At 72.3% G+C, this 13,751-nt stretch carries 14 protein-coding genes; 5 read left to right on the top strand and 9 right to left on the bottom strand.

Annotated elements, in window-relative coordinates:
* Positions 1-73 precede the first annotated feature (73 nt).
* Positions 74-1,459: an SLC13 family permease gene (locus V5F67_RS13000; RefSeq protein WP_394017444.1), complete on the top strand. Its 1,386-nt coding sequence runs from the start codon at positions 74-76 to the stop codon at positions 1,457-1,459.
* Positions 1,460-1,513: 54 nt separating this feature from the next.
* Here V5F67_RS13000 and V5F67_RS12995 read toward each other — a convergent pair whose 3' ends face one another.
* The 9 genes from V5F67_RS12995 to V5F67_RS12955 form a co-directional block, all read right to left on the bottom strand.
* Complete coding sequence (locus V5F67_RS12995; protein ID WP_394017812.1) at positions 1,514-1,987, bottom strand: VOC family protein; 474 nt, start codon at positions 1,985-1,987, stop codon at positions 1,514-1,516.
* Between the two features lie 139 nt (positions 1,988-2,126).
* The gene (locus V5F67_RS12990; protein ID WP_394017445.1) at positions 2,127-4,124 is read right to left on the bottom strand and encodes a nucleotidyltransferase family protein; all 1,998 of its coding nucleotides are present in this window, start codon (positions 4,122-4,124) and stop codon (positions 2,127-2,129) included.
* Positions 4,121-4,801 (bottom strand): glycosyltransferase family A protein, encoded by a 681-nt coding sequence (locus V5F67_RS12985; protein WP_394017446.1) that lies wholly within the window; start codon positions 4,799-4,801, stop codon positions 4,121-4,123. Before V5F67_RS12985 ends, V5F67_RS12990 begins: the two co-directional genes overlap by 4 nt.
* Positions 4,802-4,805: 4 nt before the next feature.
* Positions 4,806-5,486, bottom strand: coding sequence for a glycosyltransferase family 2 protein (locus V5F67_RS12980; RefSeq protein WP_394017447.1), 681 nt, complete (start codon positions 5,484-5,486; stop codon positions 4,806-4,808).
* A complete protein-coding gene (locus V5F67_RS12975) occupies positions 5,483-6,490 on the bottom strand; it encodes a hypothetical protein (RefSeq protein ID WP_394017448.1) in 1,008 nt (335 codons plus the stop codon). Before V5F67_RS12975 ends, V5F67_RS12980 begins: the two co-directional genes overlap by 4 nt.
* 6 nt (positions 6,491-6,496) lie before the next feature.
* The gene (locus tag V5F67_RS12970) at positions 6,497-6,913 is read right to left on the bottom strand and encodes a PqqD family peptide modification chaperone (RefSeq protein ID WP_394017449.1); all 417 of its coding nucleotides are present in this window, start codon (positions 6,911-6,913) and stop codon (positions 6,497-6,499) included.
* A gap of 272 nt (positions 6,914-7,185) precedes the next feature.
* Positions 7,186-8,193: a hypothetical protein gene (locus V5F67_RS12965; protein ID WP_394017450.1), complete on the bottom strand. Its 1,008-nt coding sequence runs from the start codon at positions 8,191-8,193 to the stop codon at positions 7,186-7,188.
* A 37-nt stretch (positions 8,194-8,230) separates the two neighbouring features.
* Complete coding sequence (locus tag V5F67_RS12960) at positions 8,231-8,512, bottom strand: acyl carrier protein (protein WP_394017451.1); 282 nt, start codon at positions 8,510-8,512, stop codon at positions 8,231-8,233.
* A gap of 129 nt (positions 8,513-8,641) precedes the next feature.
* A complete protein-coding gene (locus V5F67_RS12955) occupies positions 8,642-9,229 on the bottom strand; it encodes a hypothetical protein (protein WP_394017452.1) in 588 nt (195 codons plus the stop codon).
* A 381-nt stretch (positions 9,230-9,610) separates the two neighbouring features.
* On the opposite strand from V5F67_RS12955, the gene V5F67_RS12950 reads away from it, so the two are divergent.
* The 4 genes from V5F67_RS12950 (at position 9,611) to V5F67_RS12935 (ending at position 13,743) form a co-directional block, all read left to right on the top strand.
* The gene (locus V5F67_RS12950; RefSeq protein ID WP_394017453.1) at positions 9,611-10,807 is read left to right on the top strand and encodes an ABC transporter substrate-binding protein; all 1,197 of its coding nucleotides are present in this window, start codon (positions 9,611-9,613) and stop codon (positions 10,805-10,807) included.
* Between the two features lie 269 nt (positions 10,808-11,076).
* Positions 11,077-12,000 carry a branched-chain amino acid ABC transporter permease gene (locus tag V5F67_RS12945; RefSeq protein WP_394017454.1) on the top strand — a complete coding sequence of 308 codons (924 nt, stop codon included), beginning with the start codon at positions 11,077-11,079 and terminating at the stop codon, positions 11,998-12,000.
* Positions 11,997-12,980 carry a branched-chain amino acid ABC transporter permease gene (locus tag V5F67_RS12940; protein ID WP_394017455.1) on the top strand — a complete coding sequence of 328 codons (984 nt, stop codon included), beginning with the start codon at positions 11,997-11,999 and terminating at the stop codon, positions 12,978-12,980. The genes V5F67_RS12945 and V5F67_RS12940 overlap by 4 nt, the downstream gene beginning before the upstream one ends.
* Positions 12,973-13,743, top strand: a complete 771-nt coding sequence (locus V5F67_RS12935) for an ABC transporter ATP-binding protein (RefSeq protein WP_394017456.1) — start codon at positions 12,973-12,975, stop codon at positions 13,741-13,743. The genes V5F67_RS12940 and V5F67_RS12935 overlap by 8 nt, the downstream gene beginning before the upstream one ends.
* Positions 13,744-13,751 lie beyond the last annotated feature (8 nt).

The following is a 13,751-nucleotide window of genomic DNA, read 5'->3' as shown; positions in this document are numbered from 1 at the left end:
TGCGCCAGCGGCGCGGATGGCGATGGTGGCCCGAGCGCGCGGCGCAGGCAGGCCGCGCGACGGCGAGGGCGATATGAGCCGGGGCTCTGTCCTTTCGTCCGTGGTGCTGATCGGGGTGATCTGCATCCTGGAGCTCGGCGGCATGCTGGCCGGGCGCTTCGGCGACATGCATCAGCTGGGCGTCGTTCTGGTGTGCGGGGCGACGATGGCGCTGTTCGCGACCCGCCTCCTGCCCGAATATCTCGCCGCGTTCATGTTCTTCGTCGCCTGCATCATCGGCGGGCTCGCGCCCGCCTCGATCGTCCTGTCCGGCTTCACCGGGTCGGCGGTCTGGCTCGTGGTGGCCGGTGCCGTGATCAGCGTCGCGCTGCGCCATACCGGCCTCGCGCAGCGGCTGGGCCTGGCGCTCGCCGGGCGCCAGGCCATGCGCTTCCCGCTGTTCCTCGCCCGCGTCGCGATGTTCGGGACCGCGCTCGTGTTCCTGATGCCCTCGGCGACGGGGCGCATCCTGCTCGTGATCCCGCTGCTGGAGGCGACCATTGCCGCCGCCGGCCTCGAGGCCAGAGATCGCCGCGCGGTCGCGATCATGCTGGCGGGCATCGCCGGCACCTTCTTTCCCGCTTTGGCCGTGCTGCCGGCCAACGTGCCGAACAATGTCCTCGCCGGCCTGATGGAGAGCACCGGCATCGGCGCGCCCACGTTCGCGGGATATCTCGGGCTGCATTTTCCCGTTCTCGGCCTGGTCAAGCTCGCCCTCGTCACCGCCATGCTGGCGGCGACCTATTGGCGCGAGCCGGACATGCCCGGCCGGCAGGGCGCATCCGAAAGGACGCCGGTCTCGACCGGGGAGAAGCGTCTCCTCGTCCTGCTGGCGATCACGATCCTACTTTGGCTGAGCGACGCCTGGCATCATATCTCGCCCGCCTGGGTCGGCATGGCGGCCGCGGTGGTCTGCCTCTGGCCCCGCAGCGGCCTGATGCCGGAGCAGCCCATGCGCGCCGTCGGCCTCGAGCCGGTCTTCTACGTGGCCGGCGTGGTCGGGGTGGGCGCGGTGCTCGAAGCCTCGGGCATCGGCGGCGAGCTGGCGGCCCTGATCGGCCGCCTGGTGGCATGGGGCGGCACCGACCCACTCGTGACCCTCCTCATCCTCATCGTCATCGCCGCCTCGCTCGGCCTGCTGGTCACGATCATCGCCGTGCCGGCCATCCTGACGCCGATCGCGCCGGAGCTCGCCGCCTTGACCGGCCTCCCGGTCCATGCGGTCGCGATGTCCCAGGTGGTCGGCTTCTCGACCGTGTTCTTTCCCTATCAGGCGCCGCCGCTTGCGGTCGCCATGCAGGTCCATGCCGGGATCGCCCGGCCGATGGTGAGCCTGTGCTTCCGCCTGGCGATCCTGACCGTGCTCGTCGTCTGGCCGCTCAACCTCATCTGGTGGCGCGTTCTGGGATGGCTGCCGTGAGTTCCCTCTCGGACCGGGGCGCCGCGCCGGTCCGAAACCGGCCGCGCGGGTCGGTCAGCCCCGCCGCGCGGCGGCGATGGCGGCCACGTCGATCTTGCGCATGGTCATCATCGCCTCGAATGCGCGCTTTGCCGCGTCGCCGCCCGCGCTCATGGCCTCGGTCAGGACGCGCGGCGTGATCTGCCAGGAGATGCCCCACCGGTCGCGGCACCAGCCGCAGGCGCTCTCCTGCCCGCCATTGCCGACGATGGCGTTCCAGTAGCGGTCGGTCTCCTCCTGGTCCTCGGTGGCGATCTGGAACGAGAACGCCTCGCTGTGCCGGAACGCCGGCCCGCCATTCAGGCCGAGGCAAGGGATGCCGGCGACGGTGAACTGGACCGTCAGCACGTCGCCCGCCTTGCCGGAGGGATAGTCGCTCGGGGCGCGATGGATCGCCCCCATCACGCTGTCCGGGAAGGTCGCGGTGTAGAAGCGGGCCGCCGCCTCGGCGTCCCGCTCGTACCAGAGGCAGATGGTGTTCCTGGCGATGGCCGAGGGCTTGGACGCGGCGGCGGACATGGGCTGTCTCCCGGGTTGGCGCGGATTTTCGCCCACAGGACGGCCGGGGCGCTGGCGTGCCGACACCCCTTCCCGCTTTTCCTGGCGCCCGATGGCGACGGGCGCAGGATCAGCCGCGCCGCCCGTTCCAGGCCGAGCGAAGGCGGTCGAACCAGCCGCTCACCTTGTTCGGCGGCTTGCCGGGAACGAGCGTGATCTCCGCCAGATGCAGGCCGATCGGACGCCGGTCGAGCGACAGGCCGAGGGCGGCGGGGGCGACCGGATCGGCGATCCGCAGCCGCAGGTCGACCAGCGCGCTGCGCCGCGTGCCGGGCGGCAGGTCGACTTCAAACGTGGCTCCGGGACAAAGGCCGGCGCGACGGGACCCGGTCTTGGCCGGCAGCACGAGCGCGCGCCCGGGCTTGCCGTTCACGATCACCTCGACACCCTGCCCGGCCCCGGTGCCGCAGAACACCATCGGCGCATGGAAGCGGATGGCGCGCACCGGGCCGTCTTGCGGCAGGCGGAAGCGCAGCACCGCCTCCTCGCCCACGGTCCAGCGGCCGGTCTCCTCGGCGCCGCCCCAGCCGGACCAGGCGATGCGTTCCGCAGACGGATCGCGCAGAAGGAGCGACCTCCCGATCACCGGCGCCGCCCGCTCCCGGACCATCTCGACGCGGCTCAGGCGCAGGCCGATCAGCCGATGGTCGAGGCCGAACGCCCGCCGCTCGACGCCGGTCAGCAGCGTCTCGAAGCGGAACGCGACCACGATGACGGGCACGCCGTCCCAATCGCACACCCGCCCCGTCAGGGTGCGGCAGCCGCTGTCGTCCACGCCGGCGACGAAGGACCAGCGCTCGGATGCCGCGCCGGCCCAGGCGTCGGCGTCGAGGCGGGGTACCTGGGCGGCGAGATACGGCAGGAGCCACAGGCGCAGCGCCACCCGTTCGCCGATCGTCGCTTCCGGCGCGCGGAAGGCGAGGATGGCGGCGCGCGCGTCGCTCCAGCGGCCGCCGGCCTCCGGCACCGACCAGCCCTCCACCAGCGATGCGCCGGCCGAGGCGCTGCCGAGGTCGAGGGCGTCGGCGCCGATCGCGGCAAGCCGCGCGCTGTCGCCGACGCTTTTCCTGGCGCGGGCAAAGGCCGCCTCCAGCTTCGGCAGGGTGGTATCGGCGGCGCGAGCGGCGTCTGCCGCCACGTCGCGCCCGCGGAGGGAGCGAACCACAGTATCGGGGAAATCGGCCCCGGCGGGCAGCGGTCGGGCGGTGATCGCCGCGATCTCGCGCAGCGCCGCGCCGGCCCAGGCCTCCAGCCCGTGGCGGCGGCAGAGCCGATGGAACAGGGGCCAGTCCCAGTCGCCGGGCGTGCCGGCCTCCAGCAGCAGCGCGCCCTCCGCCACCCAGTCGTAGCGCTGCATGACAGTGTCGTGGAAGGCGTGGGCCAGCAGAACGAAGAGGTGGTCGGCGAGGCCCGTCACCTTGACGGGGCGGCCCTCGAACCCGCCCGCGACCGCACGCCGGACGAGCCCTTCGGTATGGCGCGGGTCGGAAACGGCCTCGGCGGCGCGCCAATGAAGATCGACCTGCGTGCCGCCCCGCGTGGTGCCGTCGGCACCGATGGTGATGAGGCCCAGGGCGTGGAAGCGATCGAGGTCGTCGTCGGAGATCTGCGCGCTCCCCGGCCCGGTCCAGCCGGCCGCGATGAGCGCATCCAGTGCCGCGCGGACCCGCTCGCGCGGCACCAGCAGGTCGAAGTCGCCCATGGGGCGGGTATCCACCGCCTTCGGCCAGCGCACGAGCAGCGCCGCCCCCTTGATGAGCGTCACCGGGATATCGGCGGCCGCCAGCGCGTCGAGCGCGTGCGTAAGCGCGCGCCGGCGCATCATGCCCGTCAGCCAGATCAGCTTGGCCTGCCCGCGCAGCCAGGGCAGGATCGGGTCGTCGATCCCCTCGCGTCGCAGGTTCGCCAGCAGAAGCGGCATCAGCCGCAGCTCGCGGCCGTGCATCTCGACCGGATTTGCAAACGGCCGCCAGGCGGCGAAGGCCTCCCGCGCGGCGGCTCCGCTGCCAAGGCAGGCGACCAGGAGCGTGCGCTCCCGCTGCGTGAGGCCGAGCGCGCCGGAGGTCACGGACGGGTCCCGCGCTTGGCGTCGATGAGCGCCTTCATGATGCGCAGATAGTCCTCGCGCTGCTGCACACGCGCCCGGCGGCCCATGTTGGCGGCATGGATGCGCCGCCGCAGGACGAGGTCATCCAGCATCTTCCAGCGGAAGCCGGCGACGGAGGCGCGCGCGTACCAGGCGATGAAGTCGGCGAACAGCTGCGCCTCGTCGAACCCCCCGAGCCGCTCGAAGGCGCCGCGCCGCAGCAGCATCGTCCCTTTCAGGAAGCCGGGTTCCGCGCCGGCCGGGATGCGCAGGCCCGCCTGCTCCTCGCCGGAGAGGTCCGGGCTCGCAAAGGCAACCATGTGGCCGAACACGGCGTCGAGCTCCGGGTCCGCGGCGAGGGCGGCGGTCTGAGCGGCGAGCTTGCCGGGGCACCACAGGTCGTCGGCGTCGAGGAAGGCCAGGACATCGCCGCTCGCCTGCCCCGCGGCGACATTGAGCGCCGCCCCGACCCCTTGGTTCGACTGCCGCAGCAGCGTGACGCCGGCGATCGCCCCGGCGACCGCGGCGCTGGCGTCGGTGGAGCCGTCGTCGACGACGATCAGCTCGGCCGGCGCCGGGTCCTGGTCGAGGACCGAACGGATCGCCGCGCCGATGTAGCGTTCCGCGTTCCAGCAGGCGATCAGGACCGAGATGCGCATGGGATCAGCCGCCGTTCCGCCGGCGGCGGATGGCCGACCACATGGCCTCCAGCATCGGCGCCTGCCCCAGCGCCGCGGCGCGCGAGCGGTTGCCGCCATGCTGGCGATAGACCAGCGTCACCGCATCGACCGCGGTCAGGACCGCGCCGGAATCCCGCGCGCGCAGATAGAAGTCCAGGTCCTCGGCCCGGTCGCGCCTGGGATCGAGCCCGCCCAGCGCCTGCCACAGCCGGCGCCGGATCAGCGACGCGTGCAGGAGGAAGGGCACCGCCGTGCCGTCCGCCTGCCGCAGGCGCGGATCGGCCACGGCCCCCGGCATCTCCTCGAGGCGGAAGCGTCCATAGGCATAGTCGGTGTCGGGCGCGCCGGCGAGTGCCGCGATCAGGACGGCGGTGCGCTCCCGAGGCCAGAGATCGTCGTGATCGAGGAAGGCGAGCCACTCGCCCTTGGCATGGGCGGCGCCGATATTGCGCGCCGCCGCCGGACCGCCCCGGGCGGTGCTGATCAGGATCGCCGCCGGATCGGCCCGCGCGACGATCCCGGCGCTGCCGTCGTCCGAGCCGTCGTCGACGACGATCACCTCCGCCACCGGCACGCTCTGGGCGCGGATGCTCGCCAGGGCGTCGGCGACGAGCGCCGCGCCGTTGTGGACCGGCACGATGGCGCTGATCGCGGGGCGGTTCATGCCAGCACCCCGGCGAGCGCATCGAGGGCGGGGCCGAAACCCACGCCGGGATCGAAGCGGCGCGGACGCAGCATCGCCAGCAGGCGCATCACCTTGGCGGTGCGCGCTGCCTCGTAGCCGGGCGTCGCCACCAGCGTGTTGGCCATCAGGGTGGACAGGACCGCGGTGCGGGACGCCGCGCCGAATTCAGGCGCCTCGGCGCCGCGCCGGTCGAGCAGCAGGACCGCCTTGAGCTCCGCCCCGCCGATGACGCCGAGCTCCGGGCGGCCGGCGAGCACCAGCTCGTGGCGCCGCTCGCCCAGCTCCTGCGAGACCTCCCGCAGGACCGCGCCGATCCAGGGGAAGCGCGCCGCCATGTCGTCCCGCAGGCGTGCGGTGGCGAACAGCGGCGCCACCTGCGGCGCATCGGTGCGCAGCAGCACGTAGTCGTCGCCGGCGAAGCGCCAGCCGGACTTCAGCGCCGCGAGCGAAAGCGTCGTCTTGCCGGCGCGGCCCGGGCCGGTGAGCATCACGGCGCCGCCCTCGCGCGCGACGGCGGCCGCGTGAACCGCGATCCAGGGCGTGGCGTCGAGCATCACCTGGATGATCGGCAGGAACGGGCGCGAGCGTTCCCACGCCGGGATCGCCGCCGCGTCCTCCACCCAGTAGAGCGCGCGCCGTCGCACCCGGTCGACGGCATAGAGCGTCGGCGCATGGCGGCCCATCCACAGGGCATAGGCATCCTCGCCGGCGCTGAGGCGCATGTCGCCGCCGCGCGCCGCCGGCACGAGAGCCGGCGGCGGCGTGCCGACGCTGCCGCTCGTGACGGCCAGCTGCCAGCCCGCGTCAGCGGCGGAGCCGCAAGCCACGGGGGAAGCGGCGAAGGCCGGACCGAAGGCGTCCGCGAGTTCCGGGCTCGCAAAGCGGATGCTGAGCGGCAGGGGCCCCGCCGCGGTCTCCACCGCGTGCGCATGGCCGACGTGCGCGGCAACCTCCGCGACGGTGCGGCAGACGAAGCTTTCCATGCGGGATCAGGACACCGGCGCGTCGGGCATCAGCGGCCAGCCAGCCTCCGCCACGTCGTGGATGGGATCGACGAGCAGGAGCCCCTGCAGGTCGTCGAAGCGCTCCATGGACGGCGCATCGAAGGCGCCAGGCGCCAGGGGCGCCGATGCGGCTTCGGCCCCTTCTGAAATCTGCAGCAGGCCGTCGGCCTGCAAGCGCGTGATCAGCGCGACGATGGCGGCCTCGATCGCCTCCGCCTCTCCGGTGAAGGCGGCGGCGATCTGGCGGCCCGTGTGGCCGCCGGAGAGCCTGTCCCACACGCAGGGCGCCGCGCCGCCGAGGCTGTAGAACAGGCCGGTGTCGAGGTTGGCGACCACCATTTCGTCGCCGAAATCCTTGAAAATGACGCCGGGGCCCGCCGGGCGGAACACGTGATCGAGCACCCAGAATCTCCTAAGCATTTGTTTTAATGCGCCTAATAGGCACAGCGAAGCACGTATGACGGCAAGCAACGCATGTCAATAAATCGCATGCAACCGACCAGACCGGAAGCTAACGCATCGGCAGCCGGGCGCAACCGGGCCATTTGACGTCCACCAGCCCAGCCTCCGCAAGAGCCCATCATCGTTTGCCCGCCAAAATTCCGGGCAACCGGCGTTCCAGCCGCTGGCGCCGCAACCTGCCCGCCGGCGCGGAATGAGCCGGCGCGGAGCCCTCAGGCCTCGGCACCCGTCAGCCAACGCAGAAGCGAATCGAAGCCGCCGCGCGCCACGAGGTCGGGGAGGATGCCGTGGGTCGACACCCCCTCCAGAGGCATCAGGAGCGTGTCGGGCAGCCCGGCCATGCTTGCGGCCTCGGTGCGGTCGCGTTCATTGCCGGCCCCGAACAGCAGACGCAGGCTCGGCCGGCTGGCGGCGGCGCGATAGAGGTCCGCCAGGTTCAGCGTTTCGCTGTCGAGCGCGTCCGCAGGCAGGCCTTCCTTGCGCCGGCGCTCGCGCAGCCGCGGCAGCGAATCGTCGATAATCGTCGGCCCCGACAGGCTGGCGACACGCTCCGCGCCGAGATCGAGGCCGAAGCGCAAGGCGCCGTACCCCCCCGCCGAGTTGCCGATGCAGGCGACGCGGCGCGCGCCGAGGCCGGCCGCCAGTGCGGCGAGCCCGTCCACCGCGGCCCGGTAGCCCGAACCGAGACCGCGGATGCCCGCGAGATAGAACATGTCATGGGCGTCGCGCACGTAGACGATGGAGGCCGGCAGGCGCCGGAACCATTCGTGCGCCAGCGGCACCGGCGCCGCGAACCGGCGCGCGGCGCCGGTGAAGACAAACACGGCGAGCGGCGCGCCCGCCCGCGCCGCCACCGCCACGTCGCGGGCCGGATCCTCCACCACATCTGGCCCCGGCTCATCCGGGTCGCGGCGCGGCGCGGCCAGGGCGAGCGCGCGCAGGCTCTGGAGGCCGGCGAGCGTGACGCCGGTCTCCGGCGTGCGGTCCACGAAGGCGCGGGCCGCGTCGATGTGGCCAAGCTCGAGAAGGGCGTTCAGCATCATGAACTGGTCGCGGCCGCTGCAGGGCTCGGGCATCGTGTCCGGACGGCGGGCGACGCGCCGGGCGAACTGCGCCGCCGCCAACGTAAGGCGCAGATGGCCGATCGGCTCCGCCCGGGCCAGATGCGCGGCATGGATGTCCCGCGGTCCGTCGCGGCCGATCCGCGCCAGCGGCGACATCTCCCCTTCGCGCGGGGCTTGCGACTGCGGCACCGGCTCAGGCCCCCCCTGTGGAACGCAGCCCATAGGCGACGATCGCCGATATCGAACGGCACAGATCGAAGTCGGCGTCCGCGACCGTCAGCCCGAACAGCTCCTCCACCCGCATCAGGATCTGTGCATGGTCGAGGGAGTCGAGGCCGACACGGTAGAAGTCCGTATCCGCCCCCAGACTGTCCACCCCCGGGCGGTCGACCGCCTCGCGAATGGCCTGCCGCACAGCCCCTTCGTCGAGCAGGTTCGGCCCCCCGCCCGCCTCCTCCGAGTACGCAACGCTCATGATCGTGGCCCCCGCCCCAAGCGCGAGACACTAAAGAGGGCGCATGGCCCTTGGAAGCGGATTGTATGGTGCGGTGCGGCGGACATTGTCCTTCACGTCGTTGATGGAACGCCACATCGAGCGCCCGCCTCACTCCGGCGCGGGGACGCGGGCCAGGATGACGCTGCCGACGGGGTCGCCGTCGGCAGCGACATCGAACTTCCAGAAGCGGCTCCCGATGTGATGCCGGAGCGCGACGGCAACGGCCGCCGCCTCACCGGGAATTCGGGCGCAGGCGATCTCCGCGATGCGCCAGCGCTGGCCGGGCTGGGCACGCGTCACCACGCCCAGCGCCAGCAGCACCGCGCGCTGGGCGAACGTGCCGGCCCCGCCGGCGGGAAGCTCGGCCGCGGCGGCCCCGAAGCGCGCTCCGGCGGTGATCGCCGCGTCGTCAGCCGGCTGGCGGATGGTGATCGGCCGATCCGGCACCAGCCGCAGCCACGCCCGCTCGACGCCGGAGCGGCCGGCATGGCGGAAGGTGCCGCACAGGAGATCCGCGTCCGGCGGCGCTTCGCCGGGCATCAGGGCGATGGCGCAGGCGGCCGGCACCTTCAATTGGAGCACCATGTCGCGCTGCGCGCCGGAATGCCCGATGACGGCATCGAAGATGTCCGCGCCGAACTGGTAGGTGCGCGCGCCCGTGAGCGGCGCGGCGATCAGAGGCGGCGTATGCGGCATGCCATGCGGGTCCAAACGGGATCGGGGGCAGCGCGGCGCCGGCGCGCCAGCCGGCCTCGCCAGAGCACGCGCTGATCGGATGACGCGTTCTCGGCCATTACGTTAGAGGGCGATTCACCGATCGAGCTGATCAAATCAGATCGGATCGCGCTCGAGGCCGCAACCCGCCCGGCAAATCGAGCGAATTTGCCCGGATCGGCCAGCCCGGCGGTCTTCGCTGCGTCAGCTCCCCTCCCTGACAATGCGAAAACCTTCTATAGCAAACCCACAGGTCTCTTCGGGCCGGCGCCTTTGTCCCGCCGACGCCATGCGTGCCGGAACGGCCGCATGACGGCGCGGCGGCGGAGGCAGGCCCGCCCCTGAACGGAAGGACACGCAACGATGCCCGTTTCGCCGACCAAGCGCCTTCTCGCCTTGGCCCTCGCCTCCACCGCCCTGGCCGCCACCATGCTCGCCGCCCCGGCGGCCGCGCTGGCGGACCCGGTCAAGGTGGGCTTCGTCTCCACGCTTTCCGGCCCGCCGGCGGCGCTGGGCGTCCACATGCGCGACGGCTTCCTGCTGGCGGTGAAGGAGCTGGGCGGCAAGCTCGGCGGCCAGCCCGCCGAGGTGGTCGTGGTCGACGACGAGCTGAAGCCTGACGTCGCCGTCTCCAAGGTCAAGGCGCTGCTGGAGCGCGACAAGGTGGACATCGTCGCCGGCACCGTGTTCTCGAACGTGCTGATGGCGATCCAGAAGCCGGTGCTCGCCAACGAGACCTTCCTGATCTCCGCCAATGCCGGCCCCTCCCCGCTCGCCGGCAAGGGCTGCTCGCCCTATTTCTTCTCCGCCTCCTACCAGAACGACCAAGTGCATTCGGTCATGGGCCAGTACGCCCAGGACAAGGGCTTCAAGCGGGTGATCCTGATCACGCCCAACTACCAGGCCGGCAAGGACGCCATGGCCGGCTTCAAGCGCCACTACAAGGGCGAGGTGGTGGAGGAGATCTTCACCCAGCTCGGCCAGCTCGACTTCTCCGCCGAGCTCGCCAAGATCCAGGCGGCGAAGCCCGACGCCATCTTCACCTTCATGCCCGGCGGCATGGGCGTGAACCTCGTCAAGCAGTACCAGCAGGCGGGACTTGCCGGGCAGATCCCGTTCCTGTCGTCCTTCACCATAGACGAGACCACCCTTCCCGCCACCCAGGACGCGGCGGTGGGCCTGCTCTCCGGCGCCGAATGGGCGCCCGACCTCGACACGCCGCAGAACAAGGCCTTCGTCGCCGCCTACGAGAAGGAATACGGCGTGGTGCCCTCGCTCTACGCGGCCCAGGGCTACGACGCCGCCATGCTGATCGACGGCGCGCTGAAGGCCACCGGCGGCAAGGTCGCCGACAAGGAGGCGTTCCGCAAGGCGCTGGCCTCGGCGCCCTTCAAGTCGGTGCGCGGCGACTTCTCCTTCAACACCAACGGCTTCCCGATCCAGGACTTCTATGTGGTGAAGGCGGTGAAGCGGCCCGACGGGCGCTATGCCACGCAGATCCAGTCCAAGGTGTTCGACAATGCCGCCGACGCCTATGTGGGCGAGTGCCCGCTGAAATAGGCCGTCCGCCTCGCGGGGCATTCCTGCCTGCGCGCCCGGCCGGGCGCGACGCAGAACCCTCTCCCGCTTGCGGGGGAGGGCTGGGAGGGGGAAGTTCCCTTCTCGATCTGAAGCGTCGGGGCTCTTGTCCGCGGCGGCGGCCCCCTCCCCGGCCCTCCCCCGCAAGCGGGAGAGGGAGCGAGCAAGACGCCCGGCGCAGCGGCGCAGCCTCACGGCGCCTCGCTCGACCCTGACCATCCCGAAGCCCCCAGAGAGCCCACACCGGACCCATGACCGCGGCCCTGTTCATCTCCCAGCTCCTGAACGGCCTGCAACTGGGCGTGATCCTGTTCCTGGTCGCGGCCGGGCTGACGCTGGTGTTCGGCGTCATGGACTTCATCAACCTCGCCCACGGCGTCCAGTACATGCTGGGCGCGTACCTGGTGGCGGTGCTCTCGGCCTGGAGCGGCAGCTTCGCCCTGGGGCTGGCGCTCGGGCTCCTCGCGGCGCTGGCGCTGGGGTTCGTGATGGAGGTGCTGGTGTTCCGGCATCTGACTCGGCGCGACCACCTGGAGCAGGTGCTCGCCACCTTCGGCCTCATCCTGGTGGTGACCGAGGGCGTGCGCATGATCTTCGGCTCGGCGCCCCTGCCCTTCCCCGTGCCGGCGGCCCTCAACGGCTCGGTGACGCTGTTCGAGGGGCTGAACTATCCGGTGTGGCGGCTTGTCATCCTCGCGGTCGGGATCGCCGTCGCCGTGCTGCTGTGGTTCCTGGTCAACCGCACCCGCGCCGGCATGCTGGTGCGCGCCGGCTCCACCCATCCCGAGACCGTCTCGGCGCTGGGGGTCGACATCGACCGGCTGTTCCTGTTCGTGTTCGCCTTCGGCGCCATGCTGGCAGGGCTCGCCGGGGCGATGGCCGGGCCGCTGGTGTCGGTGGAGCCCACCATGGGCGACAAGGTGCTGATCCTCGCCTTCGTGGTGGTGGTGATCGGCGGCATCGGCTCCATCAAGGGCGCGTTCGTCGCCGCGATCCTCGTCGGGCTGGTGGACACGCTCGGCCGCGCCTTCCTGCCGGACCTGCTGCGGGCGCTGGTGGGCAAGTCGGCCGCCGCCACCGCCGGACCGACGCTCTCCTCCATGCTGATCTACCTGCTGATGGCGCTGGTGCTCAGCTTCCGGCCCGCGGGCCTGTTCGGCGGGCGACCCTCGTGAGCGCGGTCCCGACGCGCGCCGCGCGCCCGGCTCCGGCCGCTGCCGTCCTCGCCTTCCTCCAGCGGCCCTGGGTGCTCGCGGCCCTGTTCGCCGCCGCGCTGGCGGCCGCGGTCTGGTCCGGCTCCGGCTACGCGCCCACCATCATCGCCCGCACCGCGATCCTGGCGCTGGCGGCGGTCTCGCTCTCCTTCCTCATCGGCCAGGCCGGCCTGGTCAGCTTCGGCCATGCGGCGCCCCTCGGCATCGGCGCCTATGTGGTCCTGATCGCGGGCGAATACGGCGTCACCAACGCGCTGGTCCTGTTCCCGCTCGGCTTCGCCGCCGCGGCGCTGTGGTCCGCCGGCACCGGCGTGATCGCGCTGCGGACGCGCGGCGTCTACTTCATCATGATCACCCTCGCCTTCGCGCAGATGCTGTTCTACGTGGCGGGGAGCCTGTCGGCGTTCGGCGGCGACGACGGCCTCGGCATCGCCGCCCGCTCGACCTTTTTCGGGCTGCGCTTCCTGCGCACCGACACCGACCTCGCCATGTTCGCCATCGCCGTCCTCGGCATCGCGCTCCTGGTGCTGGAGCGCCTGTCGGCCGCCCCGTTCGGGCTGATGCTGCGGACCGGCCGCGCCAACGAGCTGAAGCTCGCCGCGCTCGGCCTCGATCCGTTCGTGCACCGCCTGCTGGCGCTGGCGGTGGCGGGCGGCATCGCCGGCCTCGCCGGCGTGCTGCTGGCGAACCAGGTGGAGTACGTCTCCCCCGCGACCATGAACTGGCACGTCTCCGGCGAGCTGATCGTGATGGTGGTTCTGGGCGGCACCACGCGCCTCGGCGGCGCGGTGCTCGGCGCCGTGGTGGTGATGCTGATCGACGAGACGCTGGGCCACTTCACCGAGTTCTGGAAGCTCGGCCTCGGCCTGGCCATCCTCGCGGCGGTCTTGCTGCGCGGCGCCGATCTGGGGCGGCTCCTCCGGGGTGCGCCCCATGGCTGAGCCGGCGGTGAGCGCGCCGATCCTGGCGCTGGAGCATCTCAGCAAGGCGTTCGGCGCGCTCAAGGTGACGCAGGACGTCTCGCTCGACGTGCGCCCCGGCGAGGTCCATGCCCTGATCGGGCCGAACGGCGCCGGCAAGACCACGCTCATCGCCCAGATCGCCGGCGCGACCGCGCCCGACGCCGGCCGCATCCGCTTCGCCGGCGCCGACGTCACCGGCCTCGGCATGGCGCAGCGGGCGCGGCTGGGGCTCGGGCGGGTGTTCCAGATCTCCAACGTGGTGGGGGCCTTCACGGCGCTGGAGAACGTGGCGCTCGCCGCCATCGTCGCCGAGGGGCGCACGCTCAGCTTCTGGCGCCCGGCGCTCGCCGACCGCGCCGCGCTGGAGAAGGCGCGCGCCATGCTGGAGCGCGTGGGCCTCGCCGCGCGCGTGGGCGAGGCGGCCTCCGCCCTCTCCCACGGCGAGCGGCGCGCCCTCGAGCTCGCCATGAGCCTGGTGCAGGAGCCGAAGCTCCTGCTCCTGGACGAGCCCATGGCCGGCACCGGCCGGGCCGAGGGCGAGCGGCTCACCGCCCTGCTCGCCGGCCTCAAGGGCCGCATCCCGATCCTCCTGGTGGAGCACGACATGGCGACCGTCTTCGCGCTCGCCGACCGCATCAGCGTGCTGATCTCCGGCGCGCTCGCCATCACCGGCGCTCCCGACGCGGTGCGCCGCGACCCGGTGGTGCGCCGGGCCTATCTGGGCGAGGAGGACGCGGTCTGATGACGCCG

The organism is Xanthobacter pseudotagetidis, assembly GCF_043194795.2.
GTDB lineage: Bacteria > Pseudomonadota > Alphaproteobacteria > Rhizobiales > Xanthobacteraceae > Xanthobacter > Xanthobacter tagetidis_A.
The sequence above is the reverse complement of the archived record's forward strand: the minus strand, read 5'-3'. Positions and strand labels throughout refer to the sequence as shown.